This window comes from Mesorhizobium sp. WSM3879 (genome assembly GCF_002294915.1).
GTDB lineage: Bacteria > Pseudomonadota > Alphaproteobacteria > Rhizobiales > Rhizobiaceae > Mesorhizobium.
The window spans coordinates 447,462-468,097 of record NZ_NSFZ01000003.1; the positions used below are offsets into that span (position 1 = coordinate 447,462).

Consider the following 20,636-nt stretch of genomic DNA (forward strand, 5'->3'; position numbering starts at 1 on the left):
CTCTATCCCGTGTTCTCCGGATATCAAATCCGGTTTGATGGTTTATCGATGCGGCCATCTTGCCGGATTGAAAAACAAATGGGAAACGAGTAGTTCTTGTCTGATCATCAAGTTTTTTTTGGAGATCTGGATGGCCCGCTTGCTGCCCGGAACGCGTGCGTTGAGGACGTTCGAGGCAGCGGCGAGGCACCTCAATTTCACCCGTGCCGCGGACGAGCTTGGCCTGACGCCGGCGGCGGTCAGCCACCAGATCAAGGAAATAGAGGATCAGCTCGACCTCGTGCTGTTCACGCGCACCAGCCGCACCATGCGGCTAACCGAAGCGGGGAACGTTCTGTTCGAAGCCTCGGTCGATGCGCTCGACCTGCTTGGCCGCGCCGTTACCCGCGCGCGCAAGATGGCGAGAGGCACGGCGCTGCTGAAAGTGACGCTCGACGCGCAGTTCGCAACCAAGTGGCTGATGCGGCGCGTCGACGGTTTCCGCCGGCAAAAGCCTGGCGTCGAGTTGCGCTTCGACATTACCTATGAAGTCAGGGATTTCGAGCGGGACGATGTCGATATCGGCATTCGTTTCGGCAGCGGCAAATATCCCGGGCTCTGCGCGCACCGGCTGTTCGAGAACATCATCATCCCCGTCTGCAGCCCGGCGCTGCTCGCCTCAGGCCTGCCGCTAAAGGAGCCGCGCGATCTCTTCCACCATACGCTGGCGCATATCGAATGGTCCCGGCAGGGCGTCACTTGGCCGAACTGGAGCATGTGGATGCACGCGGCAGGGGTCGAAGATTTCGACGACAGCCGCACCCTTGCCTTCGGGTCCTCGACCGATGCCGCGCAGGCGGCGCTCGACGGCAATGCGGTGGCGCTTGCCGACTTCGCCATGGTGGCCAATGACCTTTCGCAAGGGCGGCTGATCCGGCCCTTCGAACTCGGCATCAAGGTCGCGCCGGAGTTCGCCTATTTCCTGGTTTATCCGGAAGCGATGAAGGACGACGCGCGCATCGTCGCCTTCCGCGAATGGCTTCTCGACGAAGTCACGAAAGACGCAGACGCGGGTTAGCGGCGCTCCGGACCGCTCTCTCTCTATCTCTCTCTCTTTCTCTCTTTGTTTGGCGCAATTCCGACGGAACCGTTTCACACTTTTCCTGGAAGTGCCCTAGCCTGCCGGCGCGGCCGGCGCGCCGAACCAACCGATCACGGCGCCGATGATGAGCAGCACGCCGAGCCAATGGCCGGCATCGATCAGCGTGAGGTCCCAGCCAAAGCCCTGATAGCGGTGGTTGACCGACAGCGTGGTGGCGACGAAGCCAAACCAGAGCACAAAGCCGAAGATCACGCCGGCGAGCGGGTTGGGCTCGCCGCCGGTCATCGCGCCGACCACCAGCGTCATGACCAGCGCCATGACGAGCTCGGCGACGAAGCTGACGATGAACGGAACGGCCGAGCGCTTCATCGTCGCCGGATCGAGCTTTGCCGCCTTCAGCCAGGGCCTGCTCAGGCCCATGTACCAGGCGGCACCGAACAGCCACGCCACGACGGCTGCGGCGATCACTGCCAGCCAGTTCACCGTTGAGAAATCCATAGAATCCCCTCCCGAAAAGATGAGCGATGGAATCCCTGTTCGCCGGCTGCGTCAAGCCGAAGCGGCGGAAACCCATCGCCACACGGTCGTGCGCTTGACCTCGGCATCCTCCAGCACGCGCGTCACCGGCACCTGGTAGACGGCGAGCGATTGCAGTCCGGTCTTCGGCAGATAGGCGCGCCCGGGATCGCCGACGAGGATGTCGGCGCCGCGCGCCTTGAGGCTCGTGAACCACGGCGTCAGCCTCTCCGCCAAAGGCTTGTCGTAGAAGACATCGCCGGCCAAGACGACGTCCCAGCCGTCATCCGTGCCGATGGAGTCCGCATCCAGGAAATCGGCCTTCACGCCATTGGCTTCCAGGTTGAGGGCGATAACCGTCGCGCAAAAGGGATCGATATCGGCCGCGGTCACTTCAGCCGCGCCGGCCTTCAAGGCAGCGATGGCGACCACGCCGGAGCCGGAAGCGAAGTCGAGCACGCGTTTGTCCTGCACCGTCGCCGGATGGTCGAGCACATAGCGGGCAAGGCCCTGGCCGCCGGCCCAGGCGAAAGCCCAGAAGGGCGGCGGCAGGCCGATCTCGGCCAGCTCCTCCTCGGTGCGCAGCCAGAGGTCGTGCGCCTCGTCAGCCAGGTGCAGCAGCACTTCCGGCACATGCGGCGGCGCCATCAGCGCCGTATTGTCGAGGATGAATGTCCTTGCGTTTTTGGGGGTGAGTCTGGTCACGGCGCCGGGTCGAGGCCGGCCATGCGGCAGACTTCTTTCCACTCTGCCGGCGTCACCGGCTGCACGGAAAGCCGGCCAAGCCGCACCAGCGCCATGTCGGCCAGCTTCGGATTGGCCTTGACCTGTTCCAGCGTCACCGGCTTCGGCACGTCCTTGCAGGCGCGGATGTCGACGCATTCCCAGCGTGGATCGTCGGTGGTGGAGTCGGGGTGGGCAAGCGCGCAGACCTCGGCGATGCCGACGATGTCGAGGCCTTCATTGGAATGGTAGAAAAAACCGAGATCGCCGATCTGCATGGCTTTCATGTTGTTGCGCGCGGCGTAGTTGCGCACGCCGTCCCACTGCGTGCCGGCCTTGCCCTTCGCCTTCAGCGCCTCGAAGGAAAAGACCGAAGGTTCGGACTTGAACAGCCAGTAGTTCATCTCAGTTGTTCCCTTGCCATTGTCGGTTCGCCACGATTGAAGCCTTGGCGCTCTTCCTTATCCTTTCCCCGTACTCGCGGGGAGCGGGAGCGCCAGCGACCGGTCACGCGGCGGCAGGCTTCTGGAAGACCCAGTTCCATGGACGGATTTCGACGCTTTCGAACAGGCCGGCCTTGGCATAAGGGTCGGCGGCCGCCAGGGCTTGCGCGCCGGCCATGTCGGGCGCCTCAATCATCACCAGGCTTCCGTCAGGCTTGCCGGCAGCGTCGAGGAAGGGCCCTGCGAAGGCAAGTCTTCCTTCGCTGATCAGCCCTTCCAGGAACGCCGCATGCGCCGGCCTTGTGTCGGCGCGCAGCTGCAAGCTGCCGGGCTTGTCCTTGCAAATCAACGCAAACAGCATGTTTCAACTCCGAGGCTTCAGATGTCGGTTTCGGTTTTGAGCGGCCGCGTCATCAGCGCCGTCACAGCCTGGCCGATGGTCACCTTGCCATCGAGGATGGCGGCGACCGCGGCAATGATCGGCGTCTCGATGCCGCGCTCGGCGGCGATGCGGGCAGCAATGCCCGCCGTCGGCACACCTTCGGCGAGCGGGAGGCCGGTGAGCTCCTTGCCTTGGCCGAGCGCCAGGCCGTAGGCGAAGTTGCGCGACTGCGCCGAGGAACAGGTGAGCAGCAGGTCGCCGAGGCCGGAGAGCCCCATTAGCGTCTCCGGCCTGGCGCCGAAGGCGGCGCCGATGCGGCGCAGCTCGACGAAGCCTCGCGTCACCATGGCGGCCTGGGCGCTGGCACCAAGCTTGGCTCCGCTGACGGCGCCGGCAGCAATGGCGAAGACGTTCTTCAGCGCGCCGCCGATCTCGACGCCGATGAGATCGTCGCTGGAATAGCAGCGCAGGTTCTCGGCCGAGAAGCGGGCGGCGAGATCGGCCGCCAGTTCCGCGTCGCGACCCGCCACCACCACGGCCGTCGGCAGGCCGCGCGCGACATCGCTGGCGAAGCTCGGGCCGGAAAGTGCCGCGACCGGGTTGTCGGGCAGGTTTTCCTCGACGATCGAGGACAGCAGCGCGCCGGTGTCGCGCTCGATGCCCTTGGCGCAGAGGACGAGCGGCACGCCGGATGGCACATGGCCGGCGGCAGCGGCCAGAACCGCGCGCAGCGATTGGGCGGGCGTTACCGCCAGCACGCAATTCGCACCGTCGAGCGCAGCAGCGATATCGCTGGTGGCGACGATGCCGGGCTCGATCGCGATGCCGGGCAGATAGTGCGGGTTTTCGCCACGGTCGATCGCGGCGACGGTGTCGGGATCGCGGGCATAGAGGCGGACAAAATGGCCGGCGCGCAGCATGGCGAGCGCCAGCGCCGTGCCCCAGGCGCCGCCGCCAAGCACCGCTACGCGCCAGCCGCTGGGCGCCTTGGCCTGTGCGCCGTTCGTGACCGCGTCAGTCATGCCTTTGCCCCGCGACGGCCCGAGCCGACCAAGGGAGCGGAAACACTGTCCAGCGGCCAGCGCGAGCGCGGCACGAAGTCGGCGGCGCTCGCGTCGGCCATCCCGGCGCGCAGCCGCTCGATGCCGGCCCAGGCGATCATCGCGGCATTGTCGGTGCAAAGCTTTTGCGGCGGTGCGACGAATGCGAAGCCGGCCTTGGAACAGCGCGCCTCCAACGTCGCCTTGATCGTGCGGTTGGCGGCGACGCCGCCGGCGACGACCAGCGCCGGCTTTGCCGTGTCGGGAAATTCCTTGCGGAAACGGGCGAGCGCCCGCGCGACACGGTCGCCCAGCGCATCGGCCACCGCCGCCTGGAAGGAGGCGCAGATGTCGGCGACGTCCTGGTCGCCGAGCGGCGCGATCGCCGTTGCTGTCTGGCGCACAGCCGTCTTCAGGCCGGAGAAGGAGAAGTCCGGCTGCGCCGAGCCTTTCATCGGACGCGGGAAGGCAAAGCGGCTCGCATCGCCGCCGGCCGCGGCCTTTTCGACATTCGGCCCGCCCGGATAGGGCAGGCCAAGCATCTTGGCCGTCTTGTCGAAGGCTTCGCCCAGCGCATCGTCGATGGTCGTTGCCCACCGCTGGTAGTCGCCGACGCCGCGCACCGCGACGATCTGGGTGTGGCCGCCGGAGACCAGCAAGAGCAGATAGGGAAAGTCGAGCCCCTCGGTCAGCCGGGCAGTCAGCGCGTGACCTTCGAGGTGGTTGATGGCGATCAGCGGCTTGTTCGCGGCGGCGGCGATCGCCTTGGCGGTCATCAGACCAACGATCAGCCCGCCGACCAGCCCCGGCCCGGCAGTCGCGGCGACGGCGTCGACCTCATCGAGCGATACGGCCGAATCGGTCAGCGCTGCCTCGACGATCCCATCCAGCGCCTCGACATGGGCGCGCGCGGCAATCTCGGGGACGACGCCGCCGAAGGCGGCATGCTCCTCGATCTGGCTCAAGACGACATTGGAGAGGATTTCGGGCGCGGAGTCGCCGTCCAGCGCCACCACGCTGGCCGCCGTCTCATCGCAGCTTGTCTCAATGCCCAGAACGCGGATCAATTCGTCGCTGTCCTCGAAGATTGTGTCTCTGACCTTTCCTATATAGGAGGTCTGTCGATAGTCAGGTGATGCCGGCCTGCAAATGGCGGTTTTCTGCGCTTCCGGCGCTCGCGTACCCAAAAGCACGCTCCGGTTCTCGAAATCCGCCATTTTCGGCTCGGCCTGACCTGAATCTCGGCAAACCTCGAAATCGCCTGGGGGGTTATCACGGACCGCGCGCCATGCAAACAACCTTGAAAATCGGAACACGCGGCAGCCCGCTGGCGCTCGCCCAGGCGCATGAGACGCGGGCGCGGCTCATGCAGGCGCATGGCCTGCCCGAGCAGGCCTTGGAAATTGTGCCGATCTCAACCAGCGGCGACCGCATTCAGGACCGGCCGTTGTCGGAAGCGGGCGGCAAGGGCCTGTTCACCAAGGAGATCGAGGAAGCGCTGCTCGACCGCCGCATCGATATCGCCGTGCATTCCTCGAAGGACATGCCGACGGTGCTGCCCAACGGGCTGGAGCTTTCCGTCTTCCTGCCGCGCGAGGACGCGCGCGACGCCTTCATCGGCAAGAGCGCGAAGCGGATCGCCGATCTGCCGCATGGCGCGACGCTCGGCTCGTCGTCGCTCCGGCGCCAGGCGCTGCTCCGCCGGATGCGGCCGGACCTCAATGTGGTGATGTTCCGCGGCAATGTGCAGACCAGGCTGCGCAAGCTGGATGAGGGCGTGGCCGAAGGCACCATCCTCGCCTATGCCGGGCTGAAGCGGCTCGGGCTCGAGAGCGTGATTACCGATCTGATGCCGCTGGATGTCTTTCCGCCGGCGCCGGGGCAGGGGGCGATCGGCATCGAAAGCCGCATCGGCGACGGCGTGGTCGAAAATATGTTGGCGGCTATTCACGACATGCCGACCGGCCAGGCGCTGGCTTGTGAGCGCGCTTTTCTCGCTGCGCTCGACGGCTCCTGCCGCACGCCGATCGCCGGCCATGCGATCGTCTCGGACGAATACCTGTCTTTCGCCGGGCTGATCATCTCGCCCGACGGCACCGAGTCGCATGAGGTCAGATTGAATGGCCCGGCCCGGGACGCGGCGAATACCGGCGTGGAAGCCGCGCGGGCCGTTCGCGCCGAGGCCGGCGCAAAATTCTTCGACGGCTGGGCCTGACATGGTCCGCGTCCTGGTGACGAGGCCGGAACCGGGCGCCTCCCGCACGGCCCGGCGGCTTCAGGCCCAGGGGTTCCAGCCCGTCCTGCTGCCACTGACGGAAACAGTGGCGTTGCCGGTCGAGGCAAGCGTCTTTCCCGCTGCTGCCGCGGTTGCCGTCACCAGCGCCAATGCGGTGCGCTATGCGCCCAAGGAACTGGTCGCCGCGCTTGCCGCCCTGCCTTGCCATGCGGTTGGCAAAAGGACGGCGGAAGCCTGCCGTGCGGCTGGATTTACGTCCGTCTTTGAAGGCCCAGGCGATGCCGAAGCACTGGCCGGCCAGATAACCGCCGAACTTACGGGCAAGGAGATTGTTTATCTTTGTGGCCGGGCGCGCTTTCCCGTCTTCGAAGAACGGCTGGCGGCAGCCCGGGTGCGTGTCCGGCCTGTCAAGACCTACGACACCATCGAATTCGATTATGGCGACGATGCCGTCGTTGCCCGATTGTCGGGCACGCCGGTCGAGGCAGTGCTGCTCTATTCGGCCAAGGCGGCACCCGTGATGATTGGCCTGGCCATGCGCCCAGCACTGCGGCATCTCTTTGAACGGGCGGAGTTTTTGGCCCTTTCCGCGCGAATCGCCAACGCATTGGACGGGGTTGGCGGGCAAAAGGTTCGCATTGCCTCTCAACCCGACGAGGACGCGCTGTTCCAGCTTTTGTCGCTACCGGGCTGAGCCGCGTCATCACACCGCCCCTTTTCACCGCTTGGTGATGTGGTAGAGCATCCTTGAGCTCTAGACCCTTTGAACCATCCTCAAGCCAATTTGCGGAGCCCAAGCATGGTCAAGACGCCTAAGGTGCGACATTCGAAGAGCCGCCGCGAGCCGGTGACCATCGAACTCGAACCCGGCGCCGTCTCGCGAATCACTGACGAGGATGCCGCCAATACCGATACCAACACGGAACGAACCGACGAGGCGAAGGCAGAGGAAGGGGCTGCTGCTTCGCAGCCGGAAGCTCCCGAAGAGCCGATCCATGCCGAACAGGCCGACATCGAGCCGTGGGAACACACCGACGCGGCGCAGGGCGGAGCTGACCAGGCTGGAACCAACAAGGATGGGGCAGAAGCATCCTATCCGGGCACTGATGAGGCTCCGAAGAGCGAACCAAAAAGCTTCGGCTACAGTTTCGAGGATGCGTCGGCAGCCAAGACCCGTTTTGCCGCCTCGACGGCGAAGCCGAGCGAAACCCGAAGCGACGATCGCGACTTCCCGGCCGCCAGGCGCTCAGGCGTCAACATGATTGCCGCCGGCGTGATCGGCGGCGTTGTCGCGCTTGCCGGCGCCGGCCTTCTGCAAGCGGTAGGGCTGCTCGGCTCTCCGAGTTCGGTCGGCGGGCCCTCGCCCGACGGCGTCACCGGCGAGATCGCCTCGCTGAGAAGCCAAATCGCGGCACTCAAGGAAACGGCCGATGCCGGCGCTTCGGCCAAGGTCGACGGCCTGTCCTCGGCGCTCGACCAGGTGAAGTCGGACGTCGCGGCGCTGAAATCCTCGCCCGGCCAGGGCGGCGACGGCGCCGCGCTCAAGGCGCTCACCGACAAGGTCGGCCAGGTCGAGACGTCGGTCGCCGACCTGCAGAAGGCCGGAAATGCTGCACCGGTCGATCTCGCCCCGCTCAACGAGAAGCTCGCCGGGCTCGACGCGCTTGTGAAATCGGCGGGCGACGCGGCGAAGGCGGCGGACAGCCGGATCGCGGCGCTGGAACAGTCGGTGCGGCAGCTCTCCGGCAAGGTCGAGGCGCAGGCCTCGCAGCCGAAGATCGCGTTGGCGATCGCCGCTTCGGCGCTGAAGGCGGCGCTCGATCGCGGTGCGCCGTTTGCGACCGAGCTCGACACGTTCGCCGCGATTGCGCCCAACGCGCCGGAGCTTGGCGTTCTGCGCGGCTATGCGGAAAAAGGCGTGCCCACGCGAGCCACCATCGCTTCCGAGGCCGAAGCCGCCGCCAACGCCATGATCGAAGCGGCAACGCCGGTCGACCAGAATGCCGGCTTCTTCCAAAGCCTGGTGTCGAGCGCGAAATCGCTGGTGCAGGTGCGGCCGGTCGGCGCCGTCGAAGGCAAGGGCGTGCCGGAAACCGTCGCGCGCATTGAAGTGGCAGTCAGCCAGGGCGACTATGCCAAGGCTCTCGCCGAATACGATACCCTGCGCGATGCGTCGAAGGCGGCCGGCGCCGACTTCGCCGGCAAACTGAAGGCGCGGCTCGAGGTCGAAAAGCAGATCGAAGCGCTGATTGGCGGCGCGACCAAGGCATGAGGACCGTCAAATGATCCGCATCCTCGCCTTCCTCGCCGTCGTCTTCGCGCTGGGGCTCGGCTTTGCCTGGCTGGCCGACCGTCCGGGCGAGATGATCGTCACCTTCAACGGTTACCAGTACCAGGTCACGCTGATGGTGGCGGCGGTGGCGATCGTCGCCGTGGTCGCAGCGGTGATGATCGTCTGGTGGCTGATCAAGTCGCTGTGGAACAGCCCTTATGCGATCTCGCGCTATTTCCGGGTGCGCCGCCGCGACCGCGGCTACCAGGCGCTGTCGACGGGGATGATCGCGGCCGGCGCCGGCGACGGCGCGCTGGCGCGCAAGAAGACCAAAGAGGCGGCCAAGTTGATCAGTTCCGACCAAGAGCCGCTGATCAACCTGCTCGATGCGCAGGCCTCGCTGCTCGAAGGCGACCATGACGGTGCGCGGGAAAAGTTCGAGCGCATGCTCGATGATCCGGAGATGCGGCTGCTCGGCCTGCGCGGGCTCTATCTCGAAGCTGAGCGACTGGGCGACCGCAACGCCGCGCGCCACTATGCCGGTCGTGCCGCAGCTGTGGCACCGCAGCTTGCCTGGGCGGCGGAATCGACGCTTGAAGAGCTGACCGAGCGCGGCGACTGGGACGGCGCGTTGAAGCTGGTCGAGGCGCAGAAATCGACAAGGCAAATCGAACGCGATGCCGCCAACCGCCGCCGCGCCGTGCTGCTCACTGCCAAGGCGCAGGCGCTGGTCGACAGCGATCCGAACGCTGCCCGGACCGCGGCGCTCGAAGCCAACAAGCTGGCGCCCGATTTCGCGCCGGCCGCGGTGATCGCGGCCAACCTGCTGATTAAGCACAACGATGTGCGCAAGGGTTCCAAGATCCTGGAGACGGCTTGGCGGGCCGAACCGCATCCGGACATCGCCGAGCTCTACATCCATGCGAGGCCGGGCGATGCCGTGCTCGATCGCCTCAACCGGGCGAAAAAGCTGCAGGAATTGAAGAAGAACCATGCCGAATCGTCGATGGCGGTGGCGCGCGCCGCGCTCGACGCGCAGGATTTCGCCACCGCCAGGCGCGAGGCGGAATCCGCCATCCGCATTGATCGCCGCGAAGGCGCCTATCTGTTGCTGGCCGACATCGAGGAGGCCGAAAGCGGCGACCAGGGCAAGGTGCGGCAGCTGCTGTCCAAGGCTGTGCGCGCGCCGCGCGATCCGGCCTGGGTGGCGGACGGTGTCGTCTCGGAGCGCTGGGCGCCGGTATCGCCGATCACCGGCAAGCTCGACGCGTTCACTTGGCGCGCGCCGATGGAGCGGCTCGGGCAACTAATCGACAGCGAGGTTGAGGAGGAAATTCCCGCGATCGCTGCATCGGCGCCCGCTTTGCCGGCTGACGAGAGAGCGATCGACCTTGAGCCCGATAGTTCGGCCGAGAAGGCGGCCGCCGAGGCGCCGAACGGCATCGAGAGGGAAACCGCGGTCGCCGCCGATGACACGGTGGTCGAGCAGGCGCCGGAGTTGCCGCGCTTGCCGGATGATCCCGGCGTGACGCCGGAAGACGAGGCGGAAAAATCGCCGCGCCGGTTTCGTTTGTTTTGAGGCTCGGCTTGGCGGACAGGGAAAAAGCATCGATGTTCGAACGCGTATTGTCCTTCCTGAGGGATTTGCCTGCTGCGGGCGCGAGCAAGCCAAGCGCGGACGATCCGCGCGTCGCGGCCTCGGCGCTGCTCTATCACGTGATGAACGCCGACGGCGTGCGCCAGGATATCGAGTGGGAGCGCTTCAAGGAGATCCTGGCCGAGACCTATTCGATCAGCGGCGACGAGCTCGACGCGCTGGCCGCCGCCGGCGAGCGTGCCGATAACGAGGCGATCGACCTCTATGCCTTCACCAGCGTGCTCAAGCGCCATCTGGATGCCGAGGCGCGCAAGGCCTTCATCGGCCTGATGTGGGAGATCGTCTACGCCGACGGCGAGCTGCACGAGCTCGAGGACAACACCGTCTGGCGCGTCGCCGAACTGATCGGTGTCGAGCGCCACGACCGCATCGAGGCGCGCCGCAAGGCTGCGGCCGAAGCGCCGGGCGCGCGGGGCACATCGAGCGACGAATAGCTGGACCTTTCTTCTTCCATGCCACCCAGACCCAGGCCGAGACCAAAAATCCTGATCGTGCTGCATCAGGAGACTTCGAGCCCCGGCCGCGTCGGCCATATGCTTCTGGAAGAAGGTTTCGATCTCGACATTCGCCGGCCGCCGCTTGGCGAAGAGCTTCCCTGCACTTTGGACGGCCACGCCGGGGCGGTGATCTTCGGCGGGCCGATGAGCGCCAACGACCAGGACGAGTTCGTCCGGCGTGAGACCGAGTGGCTCGAAATCCCGCTCAAGGAAAACCGGCCTTTTCTTGGGATCTGCCTCGGCGCGCAAATGCTCGCCAGGCACCTTGGCGGCAGGGTCGAGGGTCATGGCGAAGGACTGGTCGAGATCGGCTGGTATCCGCTGAAGGCGACCGACGCCGGCAAGAAACTGCTGCACTGGCCGGAGATGGTCTACCAATTCCACCGCGAGGGCTTTTCCCTGCCGAAGGACGCGACGCTGCTCGCCACGGCCGAAACCTATCCCAACCAGGCTTTCCGGTATGGCGAGAATGCCTGGGGCATCCAGTTCCATGGCGAGCTGACCAGGGTGATGATGCAGCGCTGGGTGGTGCGCGGCGCGCATCGCTTCGAGCTGCCGGGCGCGCAGCCCGGCCGCGATCATCTCGGCGGCCGGCTGATCTGGGACATGCACCTCAAGCGCTGGCTCGGCGAATTTTTGAGCCTGATCTTCGGCAAGCCGGCCGTCGGATAGATTTTGCCGCAATTGCAGAGGGAAGCCGCTGCTCTCTTCTAGTCCGGCCGTCAAGTTGCTGCGCCGGCAATTAGTTCCTGCTATTCAAATGCCGCACCTGCCGCAGCGCAGGGAACAACCAAGCCCAGATCCCGGCAACCCCGATGGCGCCGATGCCGCCGATCACCACCGCCGGCACGGTGCCGATCAGCGCCGCCATGGTGCCGGCGCGGAACTCGCCAACCTCATTGGAAGCGCCGACGAAGACCTGGTTGACGGCGTTGACGCGGCCGCGCACCTCGTCGGGCGTCCAGAGCTGGATCAGCGTCTCGCGGATATAGACGCTGAACATGTCGGTGGCTCCGAGCATGGCGAGCGCCACGATCGACAGCCAGGTGATGGTCGAGACGCCGAACAGGACGGTGAAGGCGCCGAACAAGGCGACGAAACCGAGCATGATCTTGCCGGCATGGTCGCGGATCGGATGGCCGGCGAGCCAGACGGCCACGGCGATGGCGCCGATGCCAGGCGCCGAGCGCAGCAGGCCGAGGCCCCAGGGCCCAAGCTCCAGAATGTCGCGGGCATAGACCGGCAGCAGCGCCGAGGCGCCGGAGAGCAGCACCGCGAACAGGTCGAGCGAGATCGCGCCGAGCACGATCTTCTCGCCCCAGATGTAACGAAAGCCGGCAAACAGGGTCTGCATCGTCGGCTTGTCGGTAGCCGTCTGCTGCGCGGGCTTGGGGATGGTGAAGACGAGCAGCGCGGCGACAAGCATCAGGATCGCCGCAGTAGCGTAGGCGATCTCCGCCGAAAGGCCGTAGAGCAGGCCGCCGGCGACCGGGCCGACGATGGTTGCCGTCTGCCAGGCGGACGAATTCCAGGCAATGGCGTTGGCGAAATCCTGTGGCGGCACCAGATTGGCGACCAGCGAGGACGAGGCCGGCCCGTAGAAGGCGCGGGCGATGCCGAACATGGCGAGCACGACGAAGATCGGCAGCGGGCCGCCAAGGCCGCGCAGCGTCAGCAACAACAGAGTGAGCGCACAGCCGGCCTCGACGAACGACGCCAATGTCATGATCAGGCGGCGGCCGAAGCGGTCGGCGACGACGCCGGTGACAAGCACCAAGAGCAGCGACGGCAGGAACTGGACGATGCCGACGATGCCGAGGTCGAAGGGATTGCGCGTCAGGTCGTAGATCTGCCAGCCGACGGCGACGGAGACGATCTGGGTGGCGAAAGTGGTGAGGAAGCGCGCCGTCCAGTAGCTGAGATACGGCCGGTGCCGGAAGGCGGCGTAGCGCTGTTCAGGTGAAGTTGCTTCGGCGGTCATGATTCGAGGGCCCCGTTGTGACATCGACCGGCGGGGCACTTCCACGGTGGGCGCTGTTCCGGCCTGAGACCTTTAGCCCAGTTCGCCTCGTCGCGCGCGCAAAAAATCGGCGCGGCATGAAGGATCTTCGGGATTGTCGTTCGCGGTGGAAAGAGGCTCAGTCTCTCAGCGCGGCGGAAATCGCTTGCAACCCGCCGCGCAATTCCGCCTCCTTCGGCCAGCCGAAGCCGACGCGGAAGAAGCGCTTCGGCATCTCGAACCAGTGGCCGGGGCCGACATAAGTGCCGTGTTCTTCCAGGAGCCGCAAGTAGAACCGGTCGAGGTCGAAACCTGCATCGACATTCAGCCGCGGGAAGCCGACCACACCGCCTTGCGGACGCACCCAGTCGACCAGCGGCTCGCCGTCGATCCAAGCCTGGACGATATCGCGGCGCTTGGCCATCTCCGGCAACAACGATGCAAGGAAGGCATCGCGCCGCTCGAGCATGAAGCGTGCGATCGCCTCGTCGATGACACTGCCGCAGATGCCGATCTGCTCCTTGGCGGCGAGGAACGTCTCTTGCAGAGCGTGGTCCTTGCTGACCAGCCAGCCGATGCGGATGCCCGGAATGCCGAATGCTTTCGAAAGGGAACAGACGCTGATCGCGCTTGGACTGAGCGATGCCGCGGAGGGCAGGCGCTCGCCATAGGACAGATCGCGATAGGTTTCGTCGACCAGAAGCCGGCAGCGGCGGCTTTCGGCAAGCGCGACCAACGCGTCGAGATCGGCGCCGGTCATCATCGTGCCGGTCGGGTTGTGCGGGCAGGTGACGCTGATCAGCCTGGTGTTCGGCCGCACCGCCGCCGCGACGCGCGCGACATCCACGGCGAAGCCCTCGTCGAAGTCGAGATCGACATAGCTGATCGCGCAGCCGATCGCCTTGGGCGTCTCGATATTGGTGGCATAGTTCGGCCGCACGACGACGAGATGGTCATCGGCCGAAAGCAGCGAGGTAGCAATGATGAACAGCGCGCCGGCAGCGCCGGCTGTAACCAGCACGTCGTCCGGGGATAGCGCTTTGTCCTGCCCGGCGATCAGCGCGCGCAATTGCTTATCGCCGCGATGCTCGCCGTAGAACAAGGTGAGGTCGGGCAGCGAGAGGCCGATATCGGCAAGCTTCTGGTCGGCGATCGAGCTTTCGGAGAGATTGAAGCGGATGCGGTCGTAGCCGTATTCCTCCGGCGCTTCCTTCTCGATCACCATCCTCGCATAGTTCATGGCTCACCCGAACAGCATTCGCTTGTCTTATCCAAGCCAAAAGCAGGAAGCCTGCCAAGGCGGATTCCTTGGCAGGCTTCTTCAAACCGTTGGCACAGGGCCAAGATCGTTCAGGCGGGGGCCTTTACCTTCCTGGCCTTTGCCGGCTTCTCCGGCTCGGCTTCGGCCTTGCGGCCGAGGCCGATCGACTTGGCGAGCTCGGAGCGCGATGCCGCGTAGTTAGGCGCGACCATCGGGTAGTCTGCCGGCAGGCCCCATTTGGTCCGGTAGGCTTCCGGGCTCAGCCCGAAATGCACGCCGATATGACGCTTCAGCGATTTGAACTTCTTGCCGTCCTCGAGGCAGATGATGTAATCCGGCGTCACCGAGCGCCGGGGATTGACGGCAGGAACGGGCGGCGGTGCCGGCGGAATCGGCGGCTGGTTCAGGGCGCCGATCGAGGAGGCGACACTGGCGATGAGCTCGCCCAGGCCCGAAGCAGGCAGCCGGTTCTTGGCGACATAGGCCGACACGATGTGGGCGGTGAGCTCGAGCAGGTCGACATCTTCGTTGGCTGTATTGGTTTCCTCGTCCACGTCAGTCCTCCTCTATGCCGCACGGCCGCAAATCGGGATGTAAAATCCAGCGCGCTGCCGCGCGTTTGGCGCGCCGAGGCGGGCGCATGTGCGGCAGGCCGGCGGATTCCTAGTCGGCAAATCTGCGAGGCGCAACGACAGGTCGTGCGACTACACGTTATTTTGAACGACTATACTGAAAAGTAAAAATATCAGACGATCAGCGCCTTATCGCGCCACAGTCGAAATCCGCCTTCGAAGGCACGTGTGTTGTCGCCGCGCCTGGATCTTTCAGGCAATTCATCGAGCTTGTCGACATTGCCGCCGCCGATGACCACATAGTCCGGCTGCAAGGCGGCGCGAAGCCTGTTTACGACATCGAAAACGTATCTGCGCCATTTTTTCTTGCCGTGCTTTTCCAGGCCGCGCTCGCCGACATAGTCCTCGAAGCTGCCGCCCTTCTTGTAAGGAAGATGAGCAAGCTCCATCGGCTGCCCGACATTGTCGAGGATCATGGCGGCGCCCAGGCCGGTGCCGAGGCCGAGGAACAGCATACGGCCGCCGTCATAGCTGCCGATCGCCTGCAGGAGCGCGTCGTTGACGACTTTGACCGGCTTGCCGAAGGCGGCGGCGAAATCATAGCCGTTCCAGCCCTTGCCGAGATTAAAGGGATCGAGCGACGGCTTGTTGTCCCTGACCGGGCCCGGATAGCCCATCGAAATGACGTCGTAATCCAGGCCCTCGGCCAGCTTCTTCACCGAAGCCACCATCTGCTCAGGTGTCAAGCCCGGCCCGGACTCGGTGCGGCGCATCTCGCCGCCGGCGCTGGTGAGAATTTTCACACGCGATCCGCCGACGTCGATGGTGAGGACGACCTGCCCGTCCTTCGTCGAAGCCCGTTTTGCTGCTTTCGCCATCCCGTCCCCCGAGAAGCTATTTCGTCGGATTGATCCAGCCATCGGGGGGGCCGAAGCCGTTCATGGCGTCGGCCGGCCCCCAGGTCTTCGGCGCGTAGATCGGAGGCGGCGTGGTGTCGCCAAGCACCGGTCCGACGATCCGCCATGCAAGCTCGGCCGCGTCCTGGCGCGTGAAGAGCTGGCCGTTGCCGTTCATCGCGTCGCCGATCAGCCGCTCATAGGGCGGCATGTCGCCCTTGGTGTCGTCGAGCGCGGTCAGTTCCACCTGCTCGCCGATCATGTCGTCGCCGGCTACCTTGCGCTGGGCGCCGATCGAGATCGCCACCTGCGGATCGATACGGAAACGGACATAGTTGGCGTCGCCCGGCTTGATCGGATCGAAGACGTCGAGCGGCGGACGCTTCAGCCGCACGATCACTTCGGTCGCATGCACCGGCATGTTCTTGCCGGCGCGGATGAAGAAGGGCACGTCCTGCCAGCGCCAGGTGTCGACGAAGAAGCGTACGGCGGCGAAGGTCTCGACCGGCGAGTTCGGCCGCACGCCCGGTTCGGCCAGATAGCCGTCGAACTGGCCGCGCACGACATCGTCCTTGGTAAGCGTTCGGATGGCGCGCAGCACCTGCACCTTCTCGTCGATCAAATCGTCGGCAGAGCGGCCGACCGGCGGCTCCATGGCGAGCAACAGCAGGATGTTGAGCAGATGGTTCTCGATGACGTCGCGGATGCAGCCGACGTCGTCATAGAATTTGCCGCGGCCTTCGATGCCAAAATCCTCGGCCATGGTTATCTGCACGCTCTCGACGAAGTTGCGGTTCCAGATCGGCTCGAGGAAAGCGTTGGCGAAACGGAAATAGAGCAGGTTCTGGATCGCTTCCTTGCCGAGATAGTGGTCGATGCGGAAGATGGACTGTTCGTCGAACACCAGGTGCAACACGCGGTTCAGCCAGCGGGCCGACTGCAAATCGTGGCCGAAAGGCTTTTCGACCATCAATCTGGCGCCCCGCGCGGTGCCGGATTGTTCGAGCCCCTGGACGACGGTTTCGAACATGGTGGGCGGCACTGCCATGTAATGCAGCGGCCGCTGCGCCGAGCCGAGCGCTGCCTTCAATCTCTCGAATGTCGCCGGATCTCGATAGTCGCCGCTGACATAGCGCAGCAGCGAGGCGAGCCTGGCGAACACCTTGTCGTCGACGCCGCCCAGCGCATTGACGACGCCGTCGCGGGCACGGTCCACCAGCTTGCCAAGATCCCAGGGATCGAATGCGACGCCGATCACCGGCTCGCTCAGCGTCCCCTTGGCGACCATGTGATAGAGGGCCGGAAATATCTTCTTGTGCGCAAGGTCGCCGGTCGCCCCGAAAAGCACCAGCGTGTCGGATCTCTCCTGGCTCATCCCGTCACTCCCGCCCTCACGCCTTCGGCTTTTCGACATGGCCGCCGAAAGCGTAGCGCATGGCGGACAAGAGCTTGTCGGCAAAGGCGGATTCGCCTTGCGAGGAGAAGCGGTCGAACAGCGCCGAGGAGAGCACCGGCGCCGGAACGCCGGTGTCGATCGCGGCCTTCAAGGTCCAGCGGCCTTCGCCGGAATCGGAGACGCGGCCGCCGAACTGGGCGAGCGACGGATCGTTCTTCAGCGCGCCGGCGGTGAGATCGAGCAGCCAGGAGCCGATGACGCTGCCGTGGCGCCAGACTTCGGCCACGGCGGGCAGGTCGATGTCGAACTGATAGTATTGCGGGCTTTCGAGCGGGCTGGTTTCAGCGTCCGCCGTGCGGGCGCGCTTGCCGGCATTGGCCGATTTCAGGATGTTGATGCCCTCGGCGTAAGCGGCCATGACGCCGTATTCGATGCCGTTATGAACCATCTTGACGAAATGGCCGGCGCCGCTCGGCCCGCAATGCAGATAGCCGTAAGGCGCGGTTCCGGCGTCCTTCGGCGGATTGGAGCCCGGGTCGGAGCCCGGCGCCAGCGTGGCGAAGACCGAATCCAAGTGTTTCACGGCGTCGTCGGGGCCGCCGATCATCAGGCAGTAGCCGCGCTCCAGTCCCCAGACGCCGCCGCTGGTGCCGACATCGACGAAATTGATGCCCTTGGTCGCCAACTTCGCCGCCTGGTCGACGGCATCGTGATAATAGGAATTGCCGCCGTCGATGATGATATCGCCCGGCTCCATCAGCGCCGCAACCTGGTCGACGATCCTGCCGGTGATCGCCGCCGGCAGCATCAGCCAGGCACAGCGCGGCTTAGCGAGCTTGGCGACGAACTCCTCCAGCGAGGCGGCGCCGATGGCGCCGTCCTTGACCATGCCGGCGACGCTTGCCGAATTGATGTCGTAGACGACGCATTCGTGGCCGTCGCGCATCAGGCGCCGCACCATGTTGGCGCCCATCCTGCCCAGTCCCATCATTCCGATCTGCATGGTGTTATCCTAATAGCTTGAGGAAAGAACCTTACCGGCTATCCCGAAGGATCGATGCCGACGGTGAAGTCGACATTCTCCCAACGGCTCGCTTCCGGCCAGAAAAATGTGAAGACGACCGTCGATCCCGGCTGCAGGCCGGCGACATCCAGGTCAACCAGGTGGACGCCGAAGGCGTTCTCCACCGTGTTGTCGTCGCGCACCGTCAGCCATTTGTCGCTACTCCAGTGAACCACGCCGCGCGCCGCAAGTTCCACGCGCAGGAGCTTGCCGGCGGGAAGCGAGCGGATCTTGTTGTTGAAGCGCCATGTCCTGAACGGCGACACGGTTTTGCGCTTGATGTAGCGCTCGACGCCCTGCGGCGGCATGTCGAAGACCTTGCCGTCGCGCAGCGAGCGCAGCAGCTTGATGTGCTCGGCATGCGCCCAGACCAGCGGCATGGCGCTGCCCGATGGCGCGCCGAGCCGCAATTCGCGCTCCGGCAGGTCGGGTCTGTCCCAAACCTGCTCCGGCAGCAGACCGCCTGCACCGGCAGAGCGCTCGAAGGTTTCGAGCAGTTCGGCCGCTTTGCTGGGTCGCCCGGCGGCCAGCTCGTAATGCGCGCGCTCGCCGGCGAGTAGCGGCCAGGGCCGGCCCCGGCCGATGCCGTCGAAGGGCGAGCCGTCCTCATGCTCGCCATAGCCGTCACCGCTATAGCGATACCAGAGCGGACCTTGCGGCAACTCGCAGCGCAGAAGCGCGTCGATGGCTTTGACGGTGTTCACGATGCGAGCATCGTCGGCGGCTCTCAGTCCGAAGCGGACCAGCGCCAGCGCGTCGGGACTTATGATGGCCTCGGCCGGCCGATGGCTATCGCCGGGCGGGCGGTTCTTGATCGGCAGGAAACCGTCCTTCGGCGAAGCGGCGCCAGCACCGTCGGGCGGTGCGATGCGGACATGGTAGCCGTCGATGCCCTCCCTGGCGCAGAGTTCGGTGCCGGTGACATAGGTCCAGCGCTCGATCTGGTCGTTCCAGCAGTCGGCCGTCTCGCGCAGATAGTTTGCCGGTTCATTTTTGCCGCAAGCATCCAGCATGTCAGCCGCCGCAAGCAGCGCCGCGATCTCGACGGCCAGCGTGAACGGGCTGTAGCCGGCGTCCTCTTCCCAGCGGTCCTCGCCGGTGACCGGGCCGTTGCGCACCACATAGGAAGCCGCGCTTTCGATCATGGCTAGGAAGTCGTCGAGCTTCGCGCGCGGCAGATGGCCGGCGCGGCGGAGCGCGTCGGCAAGCAGCAGCGGAAAGGCGCATTCGTCCATCTGGATGCCAGGCCAGTAGGGCGTGCCGCTCGCCCAGCAGTTCTGCGGCCAATGACCGTCCGCCTGTTGGATTGAGCGGAGATAGATGAGGATATCGAGCGCCTGCCTGGCGTCGCCGGCTGCAAGGAAGCCGCCCGCCGTTTCGACCAGGTCGCGCGGCCAGACCAGATGGTAGCCGCCCAGATCGTCGTCGCCCTTGCTGAAGCCCCAGGGGATCGAAAGACTGGCGACTGCGGCTCCAGGTCTCGCGATCGACAGATGCGAGGCAAGCACCGCGGTACTGACGCGGTAGGTGTTCAAGCCGCAGGCGGCTTGCCTGTCGAGCGTCTCCAGGCCGGACTGAAATTTCCGCCAGCTGGCGGCGTAGGTTTCGGCGGCCGCATCGAAACCGTCCTTCAGGCTGGCCAGCGCGGCTTCAGCCGCCTCTTCCTGCGAGGCGCCGAAGCCGAGCGCCAGCAATGCCGTGCCCTTGCCTGTCGAGAAGCCGATCTCGCCGGTCAGCGCCACATTGCCATCCTCCGCGCGCTCAGCGGCAGGATCGAGCGCGCCGCCATTCCGCAGCTGCTGCCAGCCGTCCGAGAACCCGACATAGCCGGCCGAGCAGGCGCCCCAGGGGAGCGAGGCGGCAAGCGCGACCGAGACGCCGCGGCCTGAGGCAAAGAGGATACGCTGCCCCTTGTGCTCGCCGACCCAGGCGGTGTTGCCCATGCCGCGATTGACGAGATGCGGCGCGAGCAGCGCGTAAACCTGGTAGTCCGAGGCTGAGCCTTTGAGCGCCGCGAATGTAATTTCCTGCAGCAGAACGGGCCGTTTCGAATCCGTAACAATGCGCTTTTCAATCCGACAGGAGCCATTGACCGCCGTGTTGACCAGGCGATAGCCGGGGACGCCGGCTTCGAATGGCTCGATAAGGTGGGCGGCATCGCGTTTCTCTTCCGAGAAATAGCCATCGCGACCGGTAATGATCAGCCCCAAGTCGCGCGTGCAGGCGCTGTCGAGGCGGGGATAATAGACCTCGTTCAATATGCCGTGACTGATGGTGAACCAAAGCGGGCTGTTCGCTGAAAGCCCGGTGCCGACGCCGCTCTTGGCGCTTGACGTCCAGCGCGCGGGAATTCCCGGGGCGCCCTGAGCAACGGTCGGCGTCACTGCCATCAATTGGCCTCCTGCCGCCGTTCCTAGACCAGGAGCCGGCGGCTTTTCAATCGCCGCACCCGAAGTTGATCGGGCTCGGGTCGCTTGACCCATCGTTGACAGCGGCGCCGTCAAGCGCTCACTATTTCTCGGGCAGGGAGGAACTGCGGAAAACAGGATCGAGGCCGCGCGGCGCGGCTTGGCTGTCGTTCCACGGCATTCATCAGGGGGAC

At 65.4% G+C, this 20,636-nt stretch carries 20 protein-coding genes; 7 read left to right on the forward strand and 13 right to left on the reverse strand.

All coding sequences use genetic code 11. The annotated features are described in order from the left end of the window. The first annotated feature begins 130 nt into the window (after positions 1-130). The gene (gcvA, locus tag CK218_RS08870) at positions 131-1,057 is read left to right on the forward strand and encodes a transcriptional regulator GcvA (protein ID WP_095827569.1); all 927 of its coding nucleotides are present in this window, start codon (positions 131-133) and stop codon (positions 1,055-1,057) included. A 96-nt stretch (positions 1,058-1,153) separates the two neighbouring features. Here the strand turns inward: gcvA and CK218_RS08875 are convergent, their stop codons facing one another. The 6 genes from CK218_RS08875 to tsaD form a co-directional block, all read right to left on the reverse strand. Continuing rightward, the gene (locus CK218_RS08875) at positions 1,154-1,579 is read right to left on the reverse strand and encodes a DUF1761 domain-containing protein (protein ID WP_095779794.1); all 426 of its coding nucleotides are present in this window, start codon (positions 1,577-1,579) and stop codon (positions 1,154-1,156) included. 51 nt (positions 1,580-1,630) lie between these two features. Next, a complete protein-coding gene (locus tag CK218_RS08880) occupies positions 1,631-2,302 on the reverse strand; it encodes a methyltransferase (protein WP_095799653.1) in 672 nt (223 codons plus the stop codon). Continuing rightward, a complete protein-coding gene (locus CK218_RS08885; protein ID WP_095826266.1) occupies positions 2,299-2,724 on the reverse strand; it encodes an EVE domain-containing protein in 426 nt (141 codons plus the stop codon). The genes CK218_RS08880 and CK218_RS08885 overlap by 4 nt, the downstream gene beginning before the upstream one ends. A 103-nt stretch (positions 2,725-2,827) precedes the next feature. Further along, positions 2,828-3,124 (reverse strand): YciI-like protein, encoded by a 297-nt coding sequence (locus tag CK218_RS08890; protein ID WP_066998315.1) that lies wholly within the window; start codon positions 3,122-3,124, stop codon positions 2,828-2,830. A 17-nt stretch (positions 3,125-3,141) separates the two neighbouring features. Further along, a complete protein-coding gene (locus CK218_RS08895; protein ID WP_095827445.1) occupies positions 3,142-4,167 on the reverse strand; it encodes an NAD(P)H-dependent glycerol-3-phosphate dehydrogenase in 1,026 nt (341 codons plus the stop codon). Beyond that, on the reverse strand, positions 4,164-5,249 hold the full coding sequence (gene tsaD, locus CK218_RS08900; protein WP_179294465.1) for a tRNA (adenosine(37)-N6)-threonylcarbamoyltransferase complex transferase subunit TsaD: 1,086 nt from the start codon (positions 5,247-5,249) through the stop codon (positions 4,164-4,166). The genes CK218_RS08895 and tsaD overlap by 4 nt, the downstream gene beginning before the upstream one ends. A 224-nt stretch (positions 5,250-5,473) precedes the next feature. Between tsaD and hemC the strand changes: the two genes are divergently transcribed. The 6 genes from hemC (at position 5,474) to CK218_RS08930 (ending at position 11,519) form a co-directional block, all read left to right on the forward strand. Next, positions 5,474-6,400, forward strand: a complete 927-nt coding sequence (hemC, locus tag CK218_RS08905; RefSeq protein WP_095827446.1) for a hydroxymethylbilane synthase — start codon at positions 5,474-5,476, stop codon at positions 6,398-6,400. A 1-nt stretch (position 6,401) separates the two neighbouring features. After that, complete coding sequence (locus tag CK218_RS08910) at positions 6,402-7,115, forward strand: uroporphyrinogen-III synthase (RefSeq protein ID WP_095827447.1); 714 nt, start codon at positions 6,402-6,404, stop codon at positions 7,113-7,115. Between the two features lie 105 nt (positions 7,116-7,220). Beyond that, positions 7,221-8,693, forward strand: a complete 1,473-nt coding sequence (locus tag CK218_RS08915) for a COG4223 family protein (protein WP_095827448.1) — start codon at positions 7,221-7,223, stop codon at positions 8,691-8,693. Positions 8,694-8,703: 10 nt separating this feature from the next. Beyond that, the gene (locus tag CK218_RS08920; RefSeq protein ID WP_095827449.1) at positions 8,704-10,272 is read left to right on the forward strand and encodes a heme biosynthesis protein HemY; all 1,569 of its coding nucleotides are present in this window, start codon (positions 8,704-8,706) and stop codon (positions 10,270-10,272) included. A 32-nt stretch (positions 10,273-10,304) separates the two neighbouring features. Then, positions 10,305-10,784: a TerB family tellurite resistance protein gene (locus tag CK218_RS08925; RefSeq protein WP_066998287.1), complete on the forward strand. Its 480-nt coding sequence runs from the start codon at positions 10,305-10,307 to the stop codon at positions 10,782-10,784. 18 nt (positions 10,785-10,802) lie between these two features. After that, complete coding sequence (locus tag CK218_RS08930; protein ID WP_066998285.1) at positions 10,803-11,519, forward strand: glutamine amidotransferase; 717 nt, start codon at positions 10,803-10,805, stop codon at positions 11,517-11,519. A 70-nt stretch (positions 11,520-11,589) separates the two neighbouring features. Here the strand turns inward: CK218_RS08930 and CK218_RS08935 are convergent, their stop codons facing one another. From CK218_RS08935 to CK218_RS08965, 7 genes are all read right to left on the reverse strand, one after another. Further along, positions 11,590-12,828, reverse strand: coding sequence for an MFS transporter (locus tag CK218_RS08935; protein ID WP_095827450.1), 1,239 nt, complete (start codon positions 12,826-12,828; stop codon positions 11,590-11,592). Positions 12,829-12,985: 157 nt separating this feature from the next. Beyond that, a complete protein-coding gene (locus tag CK218_RS08940; RefSeq protein WP_095827451.1) occupies positions 12,986-14,086 on the reverse strand; it encodes an aminotransferase class I/II-fold pyridoxal phosphate-dependent enzyme in 1,101 nt (366 codons plus the stop codon). Positions 14,087-14,196: 110 nt separating this feature from the next. Then, positions 14,197-14,661 (reverse strand): MucR family transcriptional regulator, encoded by a 465-nt coding sequence (locus CK218_RS08945; RefSeq protein ID WP_095827452.1) that lies wholly within the window; start codon positions 14,659-14,661, stop codon positions 14,197-14,199. A 191-nt stretch (positions 14,662-14,852) separates the two neighbouring features. Next, complete coding sequence (locus CK218_RS08950; protein WP_095826255.1) at positions 14,853-15,557, reverse strand: ROK family protein; 705 nt, start codon at positions 15,555-15,557, stop codon at positions 14,853-14,855. A gap of 16 nt (positions 15,558-15,573) precedes the next feature. Then, positions 15,574-16,950: a glucose-6-phosphate dehydrogenase gene (gene zwf / locus CK218_RS08955; protein ID WP_095826254.1), complete on the reverse strand. Its 1,377-nt coding sequence runs from the start codon at positions 16,948-16,950 to the stop codon at positions 15,574-15,576. 16 nt (positions 16,951-16,966) lie between these two features. Then, a complete protein-coding gene (gene gnd / locus CK218_RS08960; protein WP_095826253.1) occupies positions 16,967-17,974 on the reverse strand; it encodes a phosphogluconate dehydrogenase (NAD(+)-dependent, decarboxylating) in 1,008 nt (335 codons plus the stop codon). A gap of 38 nt (positions 17,975-18,012) precedes the next feature. Continuing rightward, positions 18,013-20,424: a glucan 1,4-alpha-glucosidase gene (locus CK218_RS08965; RefSeq protein WP_095827453.1), complete on the reverse strand. Its 2,412-nt coding sequence runs from the start codon at positions 20,422-20,424 to the stop codon at positions 18,013-18,015. Between the last annotated feature and the right edge of the window lie 212 nt (positions 20,425-20,636).

Bases quoted from the DNA above. Each gene is read 5' to 3' on its own strand.
- hemC (WP_095827446.1), top strand. From the start codon at position 5,474: ATGCAAACAACCTTGAAAATCGGAACACGCGGCAGCCCGCTGGCGCTC.
- CK218_RS08950 (WP_095826255.1), bottom strand. From the start codon at position 15,557: ATGGCGAAAGCAGCAAAACGGGCTTCGACGAAGGACGGGCAGGTCGTC.
- CK218_RS08925 (WP_066998287.1), top strand. From the start codon at position 10,305: ATGTTCGAACGCGTATTGTCCTTCCTGAGGGATTTGCCTGCTGCGGGC.
- CK218_RS08910 (WP_095827447.1), top strand. From the start codon at position 6,402: ATGGTCCGCGTCCTGGTGACGAGGCCGGAACCGGGCGCCTCCCGCACG.
- gnd (WP_095826253.1), bottom strand. From the start codon at position 17,974: ATGCAGATCGGAATGATGGGACTGGGCAGGATGGGCGCCAACATGGTG.
- CK218_RS08965 (WP_095827453.1), bottom strand. From the start codon at position 20,424: ATGGCAGTGACGCCGACCGTTGCTCAGGGCGCCCCGGGAATTCCCGCG.
- CK218_RS08915 (WP_095827448.1), top strand. From the start codon at position 7,221: ATGGTCAAGACGCCTAAGGTGCGACATTCGAAGAGCCGCCGCGAGCCG.
- CK218_RS08920 (WP_095827449.1), top strand. From the start codon at position 8,704: ATGATCCGCATCCTCGCCTTCCTCGCCGTCGTCTTCGCGCTGGGGCTC.
- CK218_RS08890 (WP_066998315.1), bottom strand. From the start codon at position 3,124: ATGCTGTTTGCGTTGATTTGCAAGGACAAGCCCGGCAGCTTGCAGCTG.
- zwf (WP_095826254.1), bottom strand. From the start codon at position 16,950: ATGAGCCAGGAGAGATCCGACACGCTGGTGCTTTTCGGGGCGACCGGC.
- CK218_RS08940 (WP_095827451.1), bottom strand. From the start codon at position 14,086: ATGAACTATGCGAGGATGGTGATCGAGAAGGAAGCGCCGGAGGAATAC.
- CK218_RS08930 (WP_066998285.1), top strand. From the start codon at position 10,803: ATGCCACCCAGACCCAGGCCGAGACCAAAAATCCTGATCGTGCTGCAT.
- CK218_RS08875 (WP_095779794.1), bottom strand. From the start codon at position 1,579: ATGGATTTCTCAACGGTGAACTGGCTGGCAGTGATCGCCGCAGCCGTC.
- gcvA (WP_095827569.1), top strand. From the start codon at position 131: ATGGCCCGCTTGCTGCCCGGAACGCGTGCGTTGAGGACGTTCGAGGCA.
- CK218_RS08885 (WP_095826266.1), bottom strand. From the start codon at position 2,724: ATGAACTACTGGCTGTTCAAGTCCGAACCTTCGGTCTTTTCCTTCGAG.
- CK218_RS08895 (WP_095827445.1), bottom strand. From the start codon at position 4,167: ATGACTGACGCGGTCACGAACGGCGCACAGGCCAAGGCGCCCAGCGGC.
- CK218_RS08935 (WP_095827450.1), bottom strand. From the start codon at position 12,828: ATGACCGCCGAAGCAACTTCACCTGAACAGCGCTACGCCGCCTTCCGG.